General features: G+C 58.9%; 15 protein-coding genes. 6 read left to right on the plus strand and 9 right to left on the minus strand.

All coding sequences use genetic code 11. The annotated features are described in order from the left end of the window. Nucleotides 1-75 precede the first annotated feature (75 nt). The 4 genes from ISP18_RS14685 to ISP18_RS14700 form a co-directional block, all read right to left on the minus strand. Entirely contained in the window at nucleotides 76-1,518 is a 1,443-nt protein-coding gene (locus tag ISP18_RS14685) for an FkbM family methyltransferase (RefSeq protein WP_380013389.1), read from the minus strand. Beyond that, nucleotides 1,515-2,741, minus strand: coding sequence for an ABC transporter ATP-binding protein (locus ISP18_RS14690; RefSeq protein WP_380013392.1), 1,227 nt, complete (start codon nucleotides 2,739-2,741; stop codon nucleotides 1,515-1,517). Before ISP18_RS14690 ends, ISP18_RS14685 begins: the two co-directional genes overlap by 4 nt. Then, the gene (locus tag ISP18_RS14695) at nucleotides 2,738-3,532 is read right to left on the minus strand and encodes an ABC transporter permease (protein ID WP_380013395.1); all 795 of its coding nucleotides are present in this window, start codon (nucleotides 3,530-3,532) and stop codon (nucleotides 2,738-2,740) included. The genes ISP18_RS14690 and ISP18_RS14695 overlap by 4 nt, the downstream gene beginning before the upstream one ends. A 214-nt stretch (nucleotides 3,533-3,746) precedes the next feature. After that, entirely contained in the window at nucleotides 3,747-4,922 is a 1,176-nt protein-coding gene (locus tag ISP18_RS14700; RefSeq protein ID WP_380013398.1) for a trans-sulfuration enzyme family protein, read from the minus strand. A gap of 384 nt (nucleotides 4,923-5,306) precedes the next feature. Between ISP18_RS14700 and rfbB the strand changes: the two genes are divergently transcribed. The 6 genes from rfbB to ISP18_RS14730 all read left to right on the plus strand — a co-directional run bounded on the left by rfbB (nucleotide 5,307) and on the right by ISP18_RS14730 (nucleotide 11,432). Next, nucleotides 5,307-6,377, plus strand: a complete 1,071-nt coding sequence (gene rfbB, locus ISP18_RS14705) for a dTDP-glucose 4,6-dehydratase (protein ID WP_380013401.1) — start codon at nucleotides 5,307-5,309, stop codon at nucleotides 6,375-6,377. Next, nucleotides 6,374-7,261: a glucose-1-phosphate thymidylyltransferase RfbA gene (gene rfbA, locus ISP18_RS14710; RefSeq protein WP_380013404.1), complete on the plus strand. Its 888-nt coding sequence runs from the start codon at nucleotides 6,374-6,376 to the stop codon at nucleotides 7,259-7,261. The genes rfbB and rfbA overlap by 4 nt, the downstream gene beginning before the upstream one ends. Beyond that, entirely contained in the window at nucleotides 7,258-7,815 is a 558-nt protein-coding gene (rfbC, locus tag ISP18_RS14715; protein WP_380013407.1) for a dTDP-4-dehydrorhamnose 3,5-epimerase, read from the plus strand. Before rfbA ends, rfbC begins: the two co-directional genes overlap by 4 nt. Then, complete coding sequence (gene rfbD, locus ISP18_RS14720; protein WP_380013410.1) at nucleotides 7,812-8,738, plus strand: dTDP-4-dehydrorhamnose reductase; 927 nt, start codon at nucleotides 7,812-7,814, stop codon at nucleotides 8,736-8,738. Before rfbC ends, rfbD begins: the two co-directional genes overlap by 4 nt. A gap of 3 nt (nucleotides 8,739-8,741) precedes the next feature. Next, nucleotides 8,742-10,154 (plus strand): mannose-1-phosphate guanylyltransferase/mannose-6-phosphate isomerase, encoded by a 1,413-nt coding sequence (locus ISP18_RS14725; RefSeq protein WP_380013413.1) that lies wholly within the window; start codon nucleotides 8,742-8,744, stop codon nucleotides 10,152-10,154. Nucleotides 10,155-10,277: 123 nt separating this feature from the next. Then, nucleotides 10,278-11,432: an alkaline phosphatase family protein gene (locus ISP18_RS14730; RefSeq protein ID WP_380013416.1), complete on the plus strand. Its 1,155-nt coding sequence runs from the start codon at nucleotides 10,278-10,280 to the stop codon at nucleotides 11,430-11,432. A 78-nt stretch (nucleotides 11,433-11,510) separates the two neighbouring features. Here ISP18_RS14730 and ISP18_RS14735 read toward each other — a convergent pair whose 3' ends face one another. The 5 genes from ISP18_RS14735 to ISP18_RS14755 all read right to left on the minus strand — a co-directional run bounded on the left by ISP18_RS14735 (nucleotide 11,511) and on the right by ISP18_RS14755 (nucleotide 19,490). Next, nucleotides 11,511-13,658, minus strand: a complete 2,148-nt coding sequence (locus ISP18_RS14735) for a S53 family peptidase (RefSeq protein ID WP_380013419.1) — start codon at nucleotides 13,656-13,658, stop codon at nucleotides 11,511-11,513. A 548-nt stretch (nucleotides 13,659-14,206) separates the two neighbouring features. Continuing rightward, nucleotides 14,207-16,504, minus strand: a complete 2,298-nt coding sequence (locus tag ISP18_RS14740) for a TonB-dependent siderophore receptor (protein WP_380013422.1) — start codon at nucleotides 16,502-16,504, stop codon at nucleotides 14,207-14,209. A 389-nt stretch (nucleotides 16,505-16,893) separates the two neighbouring features. Next, nucleotides 16,894-17,883, minus strand: coding sequence for a FecR family protein (locus ISP18_RS14745; protein ID WP_380013425.1), 990 nt, complete (start codon nucleotides 17,881-17,883; stop codon nucleotides 16,894-16,896). After that, nucleotides 17,883-18,407, minus strand: coding sequence for an RNA polymerase sigma factor (locus tag ISP18_RS14750; protein ID WP_380013428.1), 525 nt, complete (start codon nucleotides 18,405-18,407; stop codon nucleotides 17,883-17,885). The genes ISP18_RS14745 and ISP18_RS14750 overlap by 1 nt, the downstream gene beginning before the upstream one ends. 3 nt (nucleotides 18,408-18,410) lie before the next feature. Further along, nucleotides 18,411-19,490, minus strand: a complete 1,080-nt coding sequence (locus ISP18_RS14755) for a VirK/YbjX family protein (protein WP_380013431.1) — start codon at nucleotides 19,488-19,490, stop codon at nucleotides 18,411-18,413. Between the last annotated feature and the right edge of the window lie 96 nt (nucleotides 19,491-19,586).

The raw sequence follows: 19,586 nt of genomic DNA on the forward strand, positions 1-19,586 counted from the left end.
CCCTACTCCCCGAATTCGACCATCCGGAGACTGGCACCCTTGCAGATCTACGACTACCCGCATCCCCCCCTCCTATCAGTAGCGTTCGGCTTCACGCGCAATGGCGGTTCTAAGCATGGTTTCGATCGCAGCAGCGTCCGTCGACATAGCCAACGTCGTTTGCACACCTATTTGTGGCGGATACAGGAAGGTACGCAACCTCCTGCCGAGACGAGTGTGGGGGCCAAGCAATTTCGAGGCGAGTACGCGAAGTAATTTGAATTGCAATAGCCAGCGAATCGACGGCCTCGACGCCCTTCCCGCACGGGCAACGGCTGGACGGATAAAGCGCCAAACTTTACCCAAATTCGCCCGTATGAACGTCTTCGATGCCCTCAAGGGCGCCGTAATTCGCCATGAAGTACTGAGCATAAGAGCATGAACGTCCTGGGCCCGATGGTCCCGCTCCACTCTTAACGCCTCGATGTGCCGTATTAACTCCTGCTGCCGCAGCAGCAATTCCTGGATCTCTCCATCGGCGGCCGCCCTGGCCGCGCTTACCTGCTTGAATGAACCCGCACGTGCCTGTTGCAACTGCGATGTCAATTCATCACGACCTAGCAGCAGTGCGACGATCTCAGCTTTATGCGATTCAAGCTGCGTCTTGAGTATCTCTCTCTCATTTACATTCTCCGCACGCGCCTGTTCAAAGGTTGCACGCAACAGCGCCTGCTCCTCGGAAAGCAGCCGCAATGTGTCGGAAAGTTGCTGCGTCACAGTCTTCGACTGGGCCAATTCAACAAGCGCAGCACGCAAGCGCTCATGGGCATCGTTAACACCCAGATGCGCATCGCGATCGCGCGCGCGCACGAACTGGTCGAATATATTCGGTGGGAAATCAAAGGCAGCAATGAGCTCAGAACGCTCATCCGCTACATAAAACCGATTCAGGCCGTCCTTATAGGCGAGCTGGTAACCCCGACCAGTCAACAGATATTCCCATCGTTCGTGCGTTGGAACTTGACTATTTGGCTCCATTGCCTCCACAACAATGATCCACGGTCTTACCGCAGTTAGCGACGCAGACGACAATGCGGCCTTCTCACAACCCTCGCAGTCAACCTTCATGAAGTGGACTTCGGTGACACCATGATCAACAAAGATCTGATCCAAGGAGAGTGCAGGTACGCATCGTTCATTGATCACCCTGCCCTCTTCACGATAACTCTCAGCGAACTCTCTATTCGTTGTCGACAGCCCAGTCTCCTCCACTTCGAACATGACGAGATCTCCGGACTGATCGGTCGCCGCCACATTGAGATTGATATCGTGGGGACGGTCACTCTCCAGCAAGGTGAACCATGTGGTCATCGGCTCGATATTGATGCCATGCCAGCCGCACTCATAAAAAGCCTTTGTCACCGACTCATTGACAGGATGTTGGGCCCCCACGTCCACGTAGAAGCCCTTGACGACATGCTTCAGTGCCCTGTGCAGCATCACGTCTTCGTAATTCTGCGCGTAGCTAACGAACGTCATATCGCCGTCACCTCAAACTCCGGCGGAATCCACGCATTACCCACAAAATGCGGATGCGAATGGTTGGCTACCGTAAACACGAATGCCAGATCACGCCATTCGTAATTGTCGACCAAGTGCGTATCCGTACTCACTAAGGCGGTCGATATGGAGTAAGTACCTGGACCGAGATTCATCGGAAAGCGAACACGATAAGTCACGCGCTGCCCTGCCTTCACCTCCGCAAGCACCTGCTTCGTGTGGTGTGTATTAGTTCCGAAGATCGCTTGGCCAAGGCGATCCTTGATCAAATAACCAAAGACAAGTCTAGGAATATCAGCCTTAAGGATGACGCCGATGCGTAGCTCGACCGCTTGACCCACATCTACGAATTCGACGGACTGGCCGCTCTCCGTATAAAGATGAATGCTTTCAACAACAGCCTCGAGCGTGCCAGAGATCGTTTGTAGCTGACCATCTCTGAGGCGCTCCGTCTTTACCGTGCTGTTCTCTCTCTCCGCGATAAGCGCGTTATAAGCATCCATGACCTCCACCGGTTCGCCGTCCTTGAGGACTCGCCCCGCCTGCAGCAGGATCGCCCGATCACACAGACTCTGGATTGCGGAACTGTCATGCGAAACGATCATCAAGCTCGTTCCTTGCTCCCTGAACTCTCGAATCCGCTTGAAGCACTTGTGCTGAAAATACGCGTCACCTACGGATAACGCCTCGTCTACGATCAAAATATCCGGGCGGAATGCCGTGGCAACGCTAAAGGCAACACGCATTTGCATACCGCTGGAATACGTTCTGACATGCTCATCGAAATAGTTCCCAATCTCAGCAAAGCGCTCTATCTCAGACATTGCCGCGTCAATTTGTTCGCGAGAAAATCCCATTAATCCGGCGGCGTGATACACATTCTGACGACCAGTAAGGTCAGGACTGAATCCCATCCCGAGTTCCAGGATCGCTGCGACACGACCATTCACCTCAACCGAGCCCTTGGTTGGCATCAAGGTCCTTGTCACCAGCTTCAGCAATGTGCTCTTGCCGGCACCGTTTTGGCCCACAATGCCGATAGCCTCGCCACACCCTACTGAGAACGATATATCTCGAACGACCCAGTGCTCTTCTCGAACCTTAACTTTCGCACCGAACCAACTGGCGAATCGCTTGAATTCGCTGCCGTAGTCGCGAAACGCCTTGCCAAGCTCCGTCACCCGAAGAACATCGGCGCTCATAGTACATCCACCATTTCGGGAGCCGCACGGCGAAATACGAGTAGTGACAACGCAAGCAGTACGAAGGAGCCCGCGAGCATCCATCCGAGTGGAACCAGATGAGGGGCTTGACCGTACAGTAGAACGTCCTGGTAACTGCTGACGATGTAATACATTGGGTTGAACACTATGATATGGCGAAAGGTATCGCCCAAGATGTTTGCCATATAGACCACAGGCGTCATCCAAAACCACAACTGTAGGACAACGGCCATGACTTGCCCAATGTCCCTGACAAAAACATTGAGCACCCCAAGCAATAACCCCAGACCGAGAGAAAAGGTGACATTGATCGCGAACAGCAAAGGCAGCCAAAGAAGGGAAATGGTGGGCGGGTGTCCTACAATGGCGAAGATGAAAACTGTGGCGACGAAGAGGAATAGATTTCCCACCAACGCCGTGCCAACCGTGATGAACGGCAAGCATACCCGCGGAAAGAAAATTTTCTTCATCAAGTTCCCGCTATCAACGAACAACGTCAATGATCGTTGTACGACCTCCACAAACAGTGACCACGCGAGCATGCCTGCCAGCAGATAGATCGAATACGCATACTTACTAGTGGCGCCAGGGAGTTTTGCCTCCATGACACGAGACAACACCACCGAGTAAATCGCCACCTGCGCCAGGGGCTGTAGCACCATCCAGGCGGCACCCAGCTTGCTTCGAGCAAAACGAGATTTCAGTTCATTCTTCACCGAAGACAAGATGAAGTGTCGGTATCGCCATACCGAACGCATCATTTCACTCATGGTTATTTCATTCCGTAAAGTGCGAACCGCGACTGCCACAGATCATCTTTAAGCACCCGCTTTTTGATCGAATGCCACCACTACTACTGAGCGCGCCAATAGAATCACCCGGCAAAGGCGAGAATCTCTGTGATGGCACCACTCATATGACATGACCTAAAACCAAAGACATTAAGAGTTCTAGCGTCCTTCACGTCCGCTGAATCTTGCTTGCTCAACGCGCTATAGCCATCGCAAGCTCGTCCTTGAGATCTCGCACGTCCTCAACGCCAACCGACAGACGAATTAGGCTGTCGCTAATACCCAAGCGCTGCCGATTCGCTTTGGGAACCGAAGCATGTGTCATAATAGCGGGATGTTCGATTAAGCTTTCGACACCGCCCAGCGACTCGGCGAGCGCAAACAGTTCACACTTTTCAAGCATGTGTCTAGCGCGCTTAAGACCACCCTTCAATTCCGCTGAAATGATGCCACCGAAGCCATTCATTTGGCGCTTCGCCAAGGCGTGCTGTGGATGTGATTTCAAACCTGGATAAATGACTCGATTGACAGCTGGATGAGTTTCCAGCCAATGCGCCAGTTCAAGCGCCGAATCGCAATGGGTACGCATACGTAAATGTAACGTCTTAAGACCACGCATAGCCAGGAACGCATCGAACGGTCCCGCGATGGCGCCAACGGAGTTCTGCAAGAACCCCATCTGCTCCGCCAGATCTTTACTGCCTGCCACGACAACACCACCCACGATATCCGAATGGCCGTTGAGATACTTGGTGGCCGAATGGAGTACCAGATCCGCCCCCAGTTCCAGCGGACGCTGCACAATGGGTGAGCAGAAGGTGTTGTCGACGACCAGGATGAGGCCATGCTTCTTAGCGAAGGCCGCAACCTTGCGTAGGTCGACAAGCTTCAGCATGGGATTGGTGGGGGTTTCCGCCCAGATCATCCGAGTGTTGGGCTTCAGAGCGGCTTTCAGGGCGTCGCTATCGTTCAGGTCGATGAAGCTGAAATCCAGCCCGGCGGAACGGCGGCGGACCCGCTCGAACAACCGGTAGCTGCCGCCGTAAAGATCGTCCATGGCGATGACATGGCTGCCGGAATCCAGCAGATCCAGGACTGTTGCGGCCGCAGCCAGCCCTGAGGCGAACGCGAAACCGGCCACACCACCCTCCAGGTCCGCCACGCAGCGTTCGTAGGCCATGCGGGTGGGGTTTTGCGTCCGTGAGTATTCAAACCCCTTGTGCTTGCCAGGGCTTTTTTGCACATATGTCGATGTGGCGTAAATGGGCGTCATGATGGCCCCAGTGCTCGGATCGGGAGCCTGGCCTGCGTGGATGGCGCGCGTGCCTAATCCCAGTACCTTCGTCTTGTTGCGACTCTTCGTGGCCATGATGGGGCTTGGTCCGAGATAAAACGGTAATCTTAACCCGACAGGCGGAATATGGCCGAACGGGCACCTGAAGATTTCGTTCAGTAATCCTACTCCTGGGTGTCTTCGTAAGGCCCGGGGTTAGTCCAGCACTAACCAGCCCTTCAGCCTCCCGTTGAGTCGCAAGCTTTTTCGGAGTACCCCTTACGAGCAGGTCTAACCCCCAAGCTAACGCTCAAGAAGCAATCTCCTAGTCGGCCATCCAGTGCCGTCCCCGGCAACCTTAGACCAGTGATGTTGGACATATTGTTCGCACGCAGGGCGTTTCCGGACCCTGTGGCAGCCCTCTTTCCTCAGCTGATCAATGGCAAACTATCCCTTGGCTGCATCTCAAAGCAGGGCTTGATGAATCCGATATCCCTTGATGTCAGAACATGGCTAGTCACCGGCGGCGCAGGTTTCATAGGCGCCAACTTCGTACTGCAGACGGTCGTCGGCGGGATATGCGTCGTCAACGTCGACAAGCTGACCTACGCAGGCAACCTGGATACGCTGGCACCCATAGCCGATAACGACCGTCACCGATTCGTCCAGGGCGATATCAAGGACCGCAAACTGTTCGCGCAGTTGCTCGCCGAGCATAGACCCGAGGCCATCATCAATTTCGCGGCCGAATCGCACGTCGATCGCTCAATTGACGGACCGGCCGCCTTCATCGAAACCAATGTCGTGGGTACCTTGGGCCTGCTCGAATCCGCCCGAGATTACTGGCGCTCGCTGGAAGGCACGGCACGCGACCACTTCCGCTTTCTGCACGTCTCCACCGACGAGGTCTACGGCACACTTGGCGCCGAGGGCAAGTTCACCGAGGCCACGGCATACGCGCCCAACTCTCCCTACTCAGCATCGAAGGCGGCTTCCGATCACCTGGTGCGCGCCTTTCATCACACCTACGGCCTACCCACGCTCACTACCAATTGCTCGAACAACTACGGGCCCTATCAGTTTCCCGAAAAGCTGATCCCGCTGGTCATTCAAAAGGCACTCGCTGGCGAATCGTTGCCCGTCTACGGCGATGGCATGAACATCCGCGACTGGCTCTATGTCGGCGATCACTGCGTGGCGATCCGTCGAGTGCTGGAGGCCGGGCGAATGGGGGAAACTTATAACGTCGGCGGCAATGCCGAACGCACGAACATCGATGTCGTGCGCGCCATTTGCTCACTGCTCGATGCAGTGCATCCGTTGTCCAGCGGTCAGCCTCATGAGAGCCTGATCACCTTCGTCAAGGACCGTCCGGGCCACGACCGCCGCTACGCCATCGACGCCAGCAAGCTTCAAAACGAACTCGGCTGGCAGCCCTCCCAGACCTTCGAAACGGGCATCGCGCATACCGTGGATTGGTACCTTTCCAACCAGACCTGGGTACAACGCGTGCTCGATGGCAGCTACCGCATGGAGCGGCTTGGCGTATGACGACACGCAAGGGGATCATCCTGGCTGGCGGCTCCGGCACCCGGCTCTATCCGATCACGCAGGCCATCAGCAAGCAGTTGCTGCCGGTCTACGACAAGCCCATGATCTATTACCCGCTTTCCGTGCTGATGTTGGCGGGTATGCGGGATATCCTGATGATTAATACGCCGCACGAGCAGACGCTGTTCCAGCGTTTGCTTGGCGACGGTTCGCAATGGGGCATTGATATCCATTACGCGGTGCAGCCATCGCCAGACGGCCTCGCCCAGGCATTCATCATCGGTCGCGATTTCGTGGGCAATGACCCGAGCTGCCTAGTACTAGGTGACAACATCTTCTACGGTGTGGGGCTTACGGAGCGGCTGAAGCGTGCAACCGTACGGGAACACGGCGCCACCATCTTCGGCTATTGGGTCAAGGATCCGCAGCGCTACGGCGTTGCCGAATTCGATGCTGAAGGGCGCGTAGTAGGCATCGAAGAAAAGCCAGCGCAGCCGAAATCGCAATACGCTGTCACTGGCTTGTATTTCTACGATCAACGCGTATGCGACTACGCCGCCAAACTTCAGCCCTCTTCCCGCGGCGAGCTTGAGATCACCGACCTCAACCGCTGCTACTTAGAAGACGACTCGCTCCACCTGGAACAACTCGGCCGCGGTTACGCATGGCTGGACACGGGTACCCACGAATCGATGATGGAAGCCGGCAACTACATCCAGACCATCGAAAATCGGCAGGGGCTGAAGGTCTGCTGCCCGGAGGAAATCGCCTACCTCAATGGCTGGATCGATGAGGAACAGGTCATGCGCTTGGCCGCACCTCTGATCAAGACCGGCTACGGCCAGTACCTTGTGCAATTGGTAAAGCAGGGTCCTGCGCGATGAAAGCCATAACAACTTCCCTGCCAGGCGTGTTGGTCGTGGAACCCCAGGTTTTCGAGGATCCACGCGGCTTCTTCTACGAAAGCTACCACGAGGCGAAGTACGCCAAGCTCGGCATCTATGCCAGCTTCGTGCAAACCAATGTCTCACGCTCGTCCAAAGGCGTACTGCGCGGCCTTCACTATCAATGGCCGAACCCGCAGGGCAAGCTGGTCAGCGTGCTGGAAGGCGAGGTTTACGATGTGGCCGTGGATATCCGCCTAGGCTCACCCACTTTCGGGCAATGGACCAGCGCGATGCTAACCGCCGACAATCGTCGGCATATGTGGATTCCTGCCGGCTTCGCCCATGGCTTCTGCGTACTTTCCGAGCAGGCGACCTTTACCTACCAGTGCACGACCCTGTATGACCCTACAGCGGATGCGTCAATTTGCTGGAACGATGCAGCCATCGGCGTCGATTGGCCCGTCGGCGAGCCACTGATTTCCTCCAAGGACGCCAAAGCACCGCTGCTGGCCGATGTACCGGCTGACCGCCTGCCATCGTTCGAAACATGAACATCCTGCTGCTTGGCGCGAATGGGCAGCTTGGCCGCAGCTTTCTTGAACATGGCGAGCTGGCGGTGAGAGGGCTGCTCACGGCCGCAACTCGCGACGGGCAACGTTTTGACGGCGGCCCGGCCGAAGTAGCCGATTTATCGCAGCCCGAGACGCTGCCCGGTCTGCTGGACCGGCTGCAGCCGCGCGTGATCGTCAATGCGGCCGCCTATACCGCGGTAGATCGAGCCGAGAGCGAAGAAGCGCTCGCGACGCGCATAAACGGCGAAGCGGTGAGCATGCTTGGGACATGGGCCACAGCAAACGACGCACTGGTCATTCACTACTCCACAGATTACGTTTTCAGCGGCAACGCCACGGCGCCATATCCGACCGACGCAACTACCGCTCCCATTGGTGCCTATGGTCGTAGCAAGCTCGCCGGCGAACTCGCCTTGCAGATGAGCGGTGCGCAGCATCTGCTGCTGCGCACCGCATGGGTCTACGCGTCGCACGGGCACAATTTTCTTCGCACAATGTTGCGCCTGGCGGCGGAGCGCGAAGAAATCCGAATCGTGGCTGACCAACATGGCAGCCCCACCGACACGATGTTGATCGTGCAGGCTACCCTTGCCGCCCTCGATACGTGGCTGGAAGCCAAACCGATGCAGCGTGACCACATAAATGGAACGCACCACTTGGTCGCCAGCGGCAGCACGACTTGGCATGGCTTCGCCGAAGCGATCATGCAAGAGGCCAGCGAGCAAGGATTACTTGCCCGCGCGCCGAGGTTGATCCCCATCACCACAGCAGAATTTCCCACGCCCGCTCGCCGTCCCGCCTGGTCGGTGCTGGACAATACAAGGTTCCAGCGGCAGTTCAGTTATCCTTTGCCGGATTGGCGGCAGCGTTTGAACCACATCATCAAAGCACTGGTCCCTTAGAACATGTTGATTCCTCTCATTCTTAGCGGTGGCAGCGGCACCCGTCTTTGGCCGGTTTCGCGTAGAAACCTTCCCAAACAGTTTCTCTCCCTGAGTGGCGACGGCACGCTTTTCCAGCAAGCCGTAACCCGCACGCAGAAGCTGCCGGAAACCGCCGCACCGATCGTGGTCGCCAGCGAAGACCACCGTTTCCTGGCAGCCGACCAACTACTGGACGCCAATGTGCATGGGGCCACCATCGTTTTGGAGCCCATTGCCCGCAACACCGCCCCGGCCATCGCCCTCGGCGCCCTCAAAGCCGTAGAGCGCGACCCGCAGGCTCTGCTGCTGGTGTTGCCCGCCGACCATCTGATCGGCGATACAGAAAGCTTCGTCGCTGCAGTGCAGCAAGCCCTGCCTGCAGCGCGGGATGGCTGGCTGGTCACCTTCGGCATCCGCCCGGATCGCCCGGAAACTGGCTTCGGCTATATCCGCCGTGCCGAGTCGATCGGCGAGAACGCGTTCCGGGTGGAGCGGTTCGTGGAGAAGCCGGATCTGGCCACCGCCCAAGGCTACGTGACCGACGGCAGCTACGATTGGAATTCGGGCATGTTTCTGTTCAAGGCTGCCCGCTACCTGGAAGAACTGAGCCAGCATGCGCCGGAGATGCTTGAGGCGGTGCGCAAGGCCTATGCCACCGGGCACGGCGACCTTGATTTCGTGCGCGTTGATGCCGAGGCGTTCGCAAAGGTGCCGGACAATTCCATCGACTACGCGGTGATGGAAAAGACTTCGCGCGCCGCAGTGATCCCGGTGAGCTGCGCATGGAGCGATATCGGCTCGTGGTCCGCGCTGTGGCTGTCGGGTCAGCACGACGAGCAGGGCAATCAGCGCGAGGGCGATACGCTCACGGTGAACACGCGCAATTCGCTGCTGCGCTCACATGATCGCCACATGATCGCCACCGTCGGCGTGGAAGACATCATCGTCGTCAGCACGCCTGATGCCACGCTGGTCGCGCATCGCGATGCCGCGCAGGACGTGAAGAAAGTGGTCGATCAGCTGAAAGCCTCCGGCCGCACTGAGCATTCCTTCCATCGCGTGGTGCATCGCCCGTGGGGCAGCTACGACTCGCTCGAAGCGGGCGGGCGCTTCCAGGTGAAACGCATCGTGGTGAAGCCTGGCGCCAGTCTCAGCCTGCAAAAGCATCATCACCGCGCTGAACACTGGATCGTGGTCTCGGGCACGGCCGAAGTCACCTGCGACGAAAAGGTGTTCCTGCTCGCAGAAAACCAGAGCACCTACATCCCGCTCGGCAGCGTGCATCGCTTGCGCAACCCGGGCAAGGTGCCGCTGGAGCTGATCGAAGTGCAGTCCGGCAGCTACCTCGGCGAAGACGATATCGTGCGCTTCGACGACGTCTACGGGCGTGCCTGAGAGCCTGTCTACGGTCTCTGAAGCACACTGACATCCGCGCGACTTGATCCTGACGCGCAACATCGCTGCAATAGCCGTTGCGCCCCGCATCGCGCCGGGCGCAACGGCTCAAGGAACCCGCGGATGTCTTACCTACCCAGCTGTTTCGGTGTGCGTCGCATGTTCACGCGCACCCGCTTCGTCCTTGTCGCGCTGATCGCAGCGCTGTGCATGTCTACGACGTGCCTAGCCGCTTCATCGTCGGCGCCGCCGATTCGGCACGTCTTCATCATCATGCTGGAGAACGAGTCCTATCCGGTCACGTTCGGTCCGCAGTCGATCGCACCTTATCTCGCCCGCGAGCTGCCTAAGCAAGGCGCGCTGCTGTCCAACTACTACGGCATCGGCCATTACAGCCTGGACAACTACATCGCGATGATCAGCGGACAGGCGCCCAACGTGGCCACGCAGGCCGACTGCGCAACCTTCAGCGAATTCGCACCGACGGCGAAGAAGCCCGACAGCAACGGGCAGTTGCCTGGCACGGGCTGCGTTTACCCGAAGAGCGTACACACACTTGCCAACCAGCTCACCTCGGCCGGCTTCACCTGGAAGGCGTACATGGAAGACATGGGCAAGGATCCCACACGCGAATCGGCCACCTGCGCGCATCCGGCCATCGGCACGATCGACAACACCGAGCACGCCACACCGAACGACCAGTACGCTGCCAAGCACAACCCGTTCGTGTATTTCCATTCGGTCATCGATAACAAGAAATACTGCGACAGCCGCGTGGTGAATCTCGATCATCTCACCGACGATCTGGCCAAGCTCGAAACCACGGCGAACTTCGTCTACATCACGCCGAATCTCTGCCACGATGGTCACGACGCACCTTGCAAGAATGGCGAACCCGGCGGCCTGATTTCCGCCGATGCATTCCTGCGCACTTGGGTACCACGCATCGTCGATTCCCCCGCCTTCAAGCAGGACGGCCTGCTGATCGTGACGTTCGACGAAGGCAATGACGGCGCAGCATGCTGTAACGAGAAACCGCTCCCAGGCGGCCCGCAACCGGGCGGCAAGATCGGTCCCGGCGGCGGCCGGATTGGTGCCGTGATGCTTTCGCCCTTCATCGCGCCGGGCACGCAGTCGGATGTGGAATACAACCACTACAGTCTGCTGCGCAGCCTCGAAGATATCTTCGGGCTGTCGTACTTGGGCTATGCGACAGACGCCCAACTCCGCACATTGGGTAGCGACGTATTCACAGCGCATCCGGCAGCATCGAAGTAAAGCCACCACACCCTGCCCCAAACAAAGACGCCCCTGGAAAACCAGGGGCGTCGTCGTTTCAGCGCATCACAGCAACCGTTACCAGCCCGATGCGTACACCAGGTTATACGCGTTCACCGAACCGATACCGGTGGCGAAATCCCAGCCGGTGGTCGTGCCGTACGCCTTCGCGTAGGACGAGGTAGAGGTGGACAGCACACCATACGTGCCCGACGGCTTGTAGCAGCTGTGCGTGCCCGTGCAGTTCACGTCCATATCGCCTTGTGTGACGTCGTAGAAGATGCACGAGCTGCCCACGGTGTTGCCGTTGCTGGAATTGCACGTAGCGCTACCCGACGAACCGTACTCCGTGTTGGCCAGCGAGTAGTACACCGGATTCGGGTTGCCTGCGCCGCTGGTGAGGTTGTTGTGCTCGTTCACCAGCGCCTGGATACCCGCCATGATCGGTGCCGCGAACGACGTACCACCTGCGCCCGCCCAGCCGCTCGGTGCACCCGTGCAAGCTACGCCCTGACCCGCGGTGTTGCTGTAGCAGTACACGTAGTAGTGGCCCCACACGCCATTGGCGGCGAACAGCGATACGTCCGGAATATCACGCACGCCGTCCGCCGGGTTGCCTACGATCGACTGCCACGATGGCTTGGCCGTGCCCTTGCAGGTACCACTCACCACCCCCGAAGTACTGGCGCTGCCGCTTGCGCAGCCGCTGGGACCGCCGCTGCCAGAAGCCGTGGTCAAGTAGTACTGCTTGCCAGTGGTGCTATTGCAGAAGCCGGTCCGACCATAGGGTGTGCTGTAGCCGGACTTGGTGCTGATCAACACGCTGGCGCACGAGTCGTTCCACGGAATTTCCGGGATGTACGACTTGGCCGAACCATAAGTCGACGTATTGGTGGAATTCCAGTACGTGCCGTTGGTACCCGCATAGGTATCGCCGAAGTCTGTACCGCCCACCGCCACGTTGTACGGCGTGGATGCGAAACCGCTCACGCCGATGCCATGCGTGGCGTTGCTCTGGTTGGCATCGCAGCTCGCCGCGCCTTCATCACCGGAAGATACGAACACTGACACGCCTTCCGACGCCGCCTGCTGATAGGTGGAGATGTACGCAGCGTTCGCGGTGGCGCCGTTGTACGCCTCGCACTCACCGTAGCTGACGCTCATGATCTTCGGCACCGAGCTGCCGTTGATCAGGTTTTGCACCGCGATCAGGCCGCCGAAGGTGGTCGACGTGTCGGCGCATGACGCCAGCTCCAGCGCTGCATACGGTGCTGCTGCACCGGCGTATTCCACGTCCAGCTCAGCTTCGCCATCGTTGCCGGCGATGTCGCCCGGGTTGGTACAGCTGCCCGGATGCACCTGCGTGAAGTTGGCCGTGGGCAGACCGAAGGTGGAACGGAAGGTGGTGATGTCGCTGGTCGAATACACGTTGGTGTCTTCGATCAGCACGACGGTCTGGCCAGTGCCGTTCACGCCCGCGCTGAACAGCGAGTTGAGGTTATAGATGGTGGCAAGATCCGCCGGCGTCACCGCCTGATACGTGCTGGTGCCGCTGGTGAAGGTGTAGTCCACGTGTTGCTTGTAGTTGCTGTGCGGACGGAAGTCATGCAGCGACACCACGCCCTGGACCACGCCGGCGAACGCGGCCGGAATCTGCGGATTGCTCATGTTGGCGATGTGATCTTCGCCGTTCACGTTCAGATGGTGGATCTCGGTGGCGAACGCATTGCGCACCTGCGCAGCCGTGCCGGAGAAATCGATCGTCATGCCGCTTTCGTACACGCGATTCACGGCGAAGCCCTGCGACTTCAGCCAACTGGTGAGCGTATCGATATCCAGTTGCGACGGTCCGTACTGCTGGCCGAACTCGGCGGCAGTCAGCCAGTGATGGTAGTTCGGCGAGCCCTTGGTGGTCTGTTCCTGCATGAAAGATTCCAGCGCCGTCTCCCGATCGGCGGGACGCTTCAATTGCAGAAGCATGTGATCCAGCTGCGTGGAATCATTCACACGACCGCGATCATTGGCGGCGGTCGCGAACGGATGAACATTGCCTTCAAGGGCAACGCGACTGTTGTTGTTCGGTGCCTGGGTGATCTGCGGCGCGGACAGCAGACCAATGGTGGCGTGGCTATTGGCCGAATAGGCCGAAGCAAGGCCCATGGCTAAAACGGACAGCACAAGCTTGGCGGCGCGACGGCCGCCAGAACGTACGGAACCAGATCTCACGTGGAATCTCCCCAAGAATGACTCAAGAAAGGATGTTTCGTGGCGTCCGCGTTGCATCCCCATTACGGCGGCGACATGGCAAAGCCACGTTGTATCCAATGCAAAACCAAAATTACGCAATAACGCTGTGTGCGACGAATGGTTCTTTTTCGATGCCCCCTCAGTGACGGTGAAGTTGTTGCAACCTCAATCGGCGCCATCCGTGGCTCTTTCCCCCGGGAGCATTTCTAGCATGTCATTTGCGTGATCGATAGATGACACTTACATGAAGCACGTCACATAATTTTGTAGGCGCAAAATGCTTCGCTACGGCATGTCACTCAGTCTTATGCAAGCACGCGTGTGCGGCGCGCGTTATTTGCGGCATCTGCATCGATTCAATACATGGCTATCTTCGCTTTTGCTCGTTTTGTATCGAGCCAATACGCGTGGCATCGCTTTCCTACAGGCAAAATCATCGTAACGTTCGTCGCACGCTCGCATGTACGACGCATCGCGCTGCCATGACGCTCGTAATTTACTGCGCCATGTCGCTTGTGCGCATAACGCTAAAAATCCACCACGCTACTCAACAAGTACGTCCGATGATTCTGCAGCGGCACGAACGTCTCATCGAATGTCGGGCTGTACAGATTCCGGCCAAGCAGGTTCTTCACGCCCAACGTCACACTCCAGCGCGACGTGCGATAGAACACGTTCATTGCCACATTGGCCTGCCCGGGAATCTTGATATACGCGCTGCCATCAGACATCTGTCCCAGACTGGTGCTGCGCGCCAGCACACCGCCGGCGACACCAAAACCACGCAACGTACCGTGCTGGAAGCTGTAGCTCAGCCATAGGTTGAAACGCTGCTGCGATTGTCCCGTGGCCGACGTGCCGTCATTGTTGTGCACCGACGCACGCGTGTAGGCGGAACTGAGATCCAAGCCCGGCGCAACTCGGCCGTTGAACTCGATCTCGAAACCCTGGTTCGACTGACCTGGACCGCTGACGAAGTTATACGGAGGCTGCAGCGACACCAGATCGCTGCTGTGATCGAGCATGATGCGATAGGCCGCCACCGTAAGGCGAGCACGATCCTGGAACAGGCTGAACTTCGCGCCGGCTTCAATCTGCCGCGACAGCGACGGCGGCAGCGGCCTTCCATCCTTGCCAAGATACGTGTCCGGCTGAAAGCCGTTCGACGTATTGGCGTAGAGCGACACGTCAGGCGCTAGCTTGTAAACCAGCCCGAAGTTGGGCACCCAGCGCACTTTGCGCATGTTCCAAGGCGTACCGTCGAGATGGATCGTTTCCAGTTCGTAACTGGTGCGCCGCCAAGCCAGCAGCGCTTCCAGATGCGTGCTAAGGCTGATCCGGTCCTGCAAGAACAACCCGCTCTCCGTCGTCCAAGGCTGCCCCGGTAAATAGCTGAGGGCGTAATCGTCCTGCGTAAGTACCGAAGTCGGCGGTGGAAGCGGCCCTCCGGTGAAGAGGTTGTACGACGCACCTATGTTGCCTGTATCGGTCGCATCGACATTGCTGCCGATCTGGATGCGCGAGAAATCGAAACCCAGTACCAACGAGTGCTGCATCCAGCCATGTCCGAACGTGGCCGCTACGTCGTTCTGCAGCGTGTAATACGCATCAGACGAACGATAGTCCCGGCCGACGGCAAAGATATCGCCGGATGGCTGGACACTCCCTACTGTCCACTCCTGCAGGTCGATCGACTCGCGCACGTATTGCGCCCTGCTGCGGAACGACCAGGTGTCGTTGAAGCGATGCTCCAGCATGTAGAACAACCGCCGCGTTTCCACTGCGGTGTGATCGTTCGGATTGTCCAGCAGCAGACCCGGCGGCGACGAAGACCCGACCGTATTGCCCAACAAAACGGTGTGATCGGGAATCGGTGCGTGATTCATCATCCACGACAAGCCGGCGATAAACGTAGTGTCCGGCGTCGACCAGCCGATCGATGGCGCGACGTAGCGATTGCGCTGGCCGCGCATGCCTTGCGGCGTGCGGTCCGCCATGTCGCCATTCGCGATCAGGCGATAGGTCAGCGTCTTGCTGGCATTCAAGGCGCCGGCCAGATCCACGCCAAGCTGCTTTTCGCCATGGTCCCCGAAGGAAAACACCAACCGATGGATGGGATCGGCTTGCGGCTTTTTCAGGACCACGTCGATCAGACCACCGAAATTGTTGTTGTTGGACGTGTCGCCAAGAATGGCCTGCGGCCCTTTGAGGACTTCAACGCGTTCCACGCCGATCATTGACGGATAATCGCCCACGCCAAGCACGTTGTTCGGCATGCCGTCGGTCATGCCGTTGCCGGCGATGAATCCTCGCACGTTGAAAATCGGCAAGCCGCCCGAGCCGTCGATGTATTGCGCACCCGCCACGTTCCGGATGGCATCGGCAATGCTTTGCACCTGTTCGGACAGCAGTAGATCCTGGGTAACGATGCTTACCGATTGCGGCACGTCGAGAGGATCTGCCATCGTGCGCTCAGGCCCGCTGCTGACATCGGCCATAAAGCCCTCGTCGCGCCCTACCAGCCCGATCGCTTGAATGGGAGGCAGCGGCGTCACCGAGATCGGAGCCGATGGACGGCTGGACGGCTGAGTGACCGCTCCCGCCCGCGGCTTCACCACCACCGTGCGCGCATCGACGAACGTAAAGCTCATGTTCGCCCCTTCAAGCAAATGCGTCAGCGCCGCTTCGGGTGTGAACGTGCCGCTCACCGCATGCGAGCGCAACGCAGCGACCGTTTGCCCGGCGGTAAGCACCTGCACGTTTGCCTGCTTGCCGAAGGCGATCAACGCCGTGGCAAGCGGCTGAGCAGGTATCACAAAACGCATGCCGGCCGTTTGCTCCGCCGCGCGGACAGGTGCGATGCACCCCACCCCTGCGACTATCCCCAACGTCAGGCAGCCGTAAGTTGGCAGCCAGGCAAACAACCTCATGACATGCGTCGACCCCGCGTGAAATCACGAGTTTGACATGTGCCACTGTCGTTCGCACAACCCTGCGGCCGAAAGAGACAGGCCACGAGCGTTAAAGTGCTTTAGCTTGCTGCAAGCTTGCGGAATTTCGATCTGCAGACGTGTAGGTCTGCTATGAAAGTTACCATTCCCTCATAGCCGTCATTCCGGCTTTCGGGGGAATGACGGCCCCTGGATGGCTTTCATCATGGCGGGTGTCCTGCAACCGCATCGCTGTTGAGGTTGCACCCCAACCTACATTTCCTTCAACGCCGACTTGCATCGGAAAGGATCACCCGATCCGGTTCTTTGCTCACCTGCAGCGGAAACACTTGCGGCAATGCATCCACCCAACTGTCGATGGCATCGGTACGGATGGTGCCGGTATAGCTCAGCGCATTTAGGTCTGCATCGGCGATATGCATCGGCTTGCCGGCATAGCGATTCAGATTCGCGATCACCACGCTCAGCGGTTCGTCGATGAACTCCAGCCGATCATCGCGCCAGGCCGCCGCCTGCTGAGCTCCGATAGCACCGACGGTCATACCCGCTGCGTTCGGATCGAAAGATACGCGCTGACCCGCGCTGGCTTCCAGCATGGTGTTCCGATTGGCGGTGGCACGCAGATCGGCGATCGACACGCGTCCTTGCGTCACCGCGATCGTCACCCGGTCGCCGGTGCGGCGCACATCGAATGCGGTGCCGATGTCATGCACGGATACGTCGCCCGCCGTCACCACGAACGGACGGCTGTTGTCGTGCACGACGTCGAAGAAGGCTTCACCGCCGCGCAGCTCCACGCTGCGCCGATCACGACCGTAGTGCATGGTCAGTGTGGATGCCGCACCGAGCGCTACCTTCGTGCCGTCTGGCAAGATGAAATCGCGGTTCTGCGCAAGCGCGCTCTGATAGACCTGCGCCGTATCGCCGAAGGCAAAGTGCGTCCAACCAAAATAGACCGCGCCAGACAACGCGACCGCGGCGATCGAAGCGGCCGCCGCCAGCGGAAATCTGTGCCGCCGCAGTTGCGCGGGTCGCGCGAAGGCATGAATCAGCACCTTGCGCGATATCTGGTCGAGCTTGCCCAGTCGTTCTGCCAGCGCATTCATCCGCTCGAACGTTTCCAGGTGACGCTGGTCCTCGCTCGTCCACGTCAGCCACTGCTCCACCGTGTCGCTGTCTGCATCAGGTGCGCGTAGCCGCACCCACCAGTCGGCAGCGGCCCGAACGATCTTGTCCTGCTGCTTGTCGGTCATCACGGCACCTCCTTTTCATCGACACGCGCGCGGCAATGGGCCAGCGCGTTAGTGACGTGGTAGCGCACCATGCGCTCACTGAGTTTCATGGTTTGCGCGACGCTGCTAAAGTCGCGCCCCTCGATCACGTGCATCACGAACGCCTGAGCTGCCTTGGGAGGCAGCTCATGCAAGGCGTGACGAAGGCCAGCCACTTGCTCCACCGCCACGGCGTGCCGGTCAGGGCTTTGCTCGTCCACGGGTTCGTCCTGCGCCTGCACGATCGCAAAATCGCTGCGCACTTTCCGCTTGCGCAGGCGGTCGATAGCCAAATTGCCGGCCACCTTGAACAGATAGCCGCGCAGGGAATCGACTTCCTCGCGGTTATCCATGGTCAGCATCCGCAAGTACGCTTCCTGCGCCACTTCCTGCGCATCCGACAACGAATTGAGGCGGCATTGCAGAAATGCGATCAGCGCGCGGTTGTGCTCGCGAAACAGATTTTCGATGTCGCTCACGTGCACGGATAGCGTCACGGTGCTCATACCTTATGAACCGTTGCATGAGCCTGCCACAACGGCGGACGGCATGCGTAATGGCAATGGCCCCAAGGCATTGATCAGCAGCTGCTCCGCCTGGCGCCGCAGGGCTTCGCGGCGGCGAAAAGCAGCGCGATGGTTGCTCGATACCTCCGCCTCCGTCTTGTGCACGAGCGTGGCCGGCAGCGCGTACCAACCGCCACCGATGCGCCGGCCGTGCTGCTCTTCCCAGAACGCGTCGTAGTCGGAATAAAGCGGGCGGCCGCTGCGGCGTAGCGGATGCGCCTCGTTGCTGATTGCCACCAGCCGCTCGATGCCGTAGTGCCGCGCGAAGGTGTACGCCAGCGATAGCATCAGCTGCTTCGGGCGCATGCCATGCAGGTTGCGCGTGAGCTCGCGCACCACGTCCCTGGCGTTGTCGCCGCGCGGCCCTTGCAGGCAGCCGATCATCAGTGTCGGCTGCGAGTCGGCCACGCTGAAGACGATGCTGTACAGCGGGTCCTCATTCACATCGCACAGCTGCAGGCAGAGCTCGCCCTCGCACCCTTTGTAGATCGGCGGACGCATGCACAGCGTCAGCAGGGAGCCATCCTTGGCGATCAGGCTCCCTAAACTCGCATGGCCCATGGCATAGACCAGCTCGAACAAGCCGCGCGGCAAGTGCGCCGTCGCGAAGCGATAATGTTGCTGCAGATAGTCCAGGCGATCGCGCCGATGCCAATGCGCATTGATGTAGCGATGCATGTGTCGCTCCAACAGACGCGGATCGCGTCGTCGATAGGCACGCATCACCGGATGGACGGCAATGAACGCAAGAAAGCGCCGATGCTGCGCCGACATGCATACGCTGCGCACGAGGTACTTCAGCGCCGTCACGCTTCGCTTGTACCAAGGGCCGGTCCAATCCTGGCGATGACGCAGCGAGTCGAACAGATTCTCCAGCGCGCCGGCGGTGGAGGTACGGGCCGCGACGACGACCGAAGGCGTACGCGCGGGTCGACGCGGATTGGGCGCATAGACGCCTGGGGGCAGGAAAGCTTCCAGGCCGATACCCAGGACACCTGCAGGGGGGCGGTTTGGCTTGTTCAAGGCGTTCGTTCCATCGGAAAACAATTGCGGCTTTCCTGATAGACGTTTCAGCCTGGGGATTTTGAAATGAGCTCAAAACTAGCTCCCTCTCCCCTC

It is taken from the genome of Dyella humi (assembly GCF_044904605.1).
Lineage (GTDB): Bacteria > Pseudomonadota > Gammaproteobacteria > Xanthomonadales > Rhodanobacteraceae > Dyella_B > Dyella_B humi.

Coding starts and splice junctions, on each gene's coding strand:
- ISP18_RS14685 (WP_380013389.1), bottom strand. CDS start 1,518: ATGACGTTCGTTAGCTACGCGCAGAATTACGAAGACGTGATGCTGCAC.
- ISP18_RS14690 (WP_380013392.1), bottom strand. CDS start 2,741: ATGAGCGCCGATGTTCTTCGGGTGACGGAGCTTGGCAAGGCGTTTCGC.
- ISP18_RS14695 (WP_380013395.1), bottom strand. CDS start 3,532: ATGAGTGAAATGATGCGTTCGGTATGGCGATACCGACACTTCATCTTG.
- ISP18_RS14700 (WP_380013398.1), bottom strand. CDS start 4,922: ATGGCCACGAAGAGTCGCAACAAGACGAAGGTACTGGGATTAGGCACG.
- rfbB (WP_380013401.1), top strand. CDS start 5,307: ATGAATCCGATATCCCTTGATGTCAGAACATGGCTAGTCACCGGCGGC.
- rfbA (WP_380013404.1), top strand. CDS start 6,374: ATGACGACACGCAAGGGGATCATCCTGGCTGGCGGCTCCGGCACCCGG.
- rfbC (WP_380013407.1), top strand. CDS start 7,258: ATGAAAGCCATAACAACTTCCCTGCCAGGCGTGTTGGTCGTGGAACCC.
- rfbD (WP_380013410.1), top strand. CDS start 7,812: ATGAACATCCTGCTGCTTGGCGCGAATGGGCAGCTTGGCCGCAGCTTT.
- ISP18_RS14725 (WP_380013413.1), top strand. CDS start 8,742: ATGTTGATTCCTCTCATTCTTAGCGGTGGCAGCGGCACCCGTCTTTGG.
- ISP18_RS14730 (WP_380013416.1), top strand. CDS start 10,278: ATGTCTTACCTACCCAGCTGTTTCGGTGTGCGTCGCATGTTCACGCGC.
- ISP18_RS14740 (WP_380013422.1), bottom strand. CDS start 16,504: ATGCGTTTTGTGATACCTGCTCAGCCGCTTGCCACGGCGTTGATCGCC.
- ISP18_RS14745 (WP_380013425.1), bottom strand. CDS start 17,883: ATGACCGACAAGCAGCAGGACAAGATCGTTCGGGCCGCTGCCGACTGG.
- ISP18_RS14750 (WP_380013428.1), bottom strand. CDS start 18,407: ATGAGCACCGTGACGCTATCCGTGCACGTGAGCGACATCGAAAATCTG.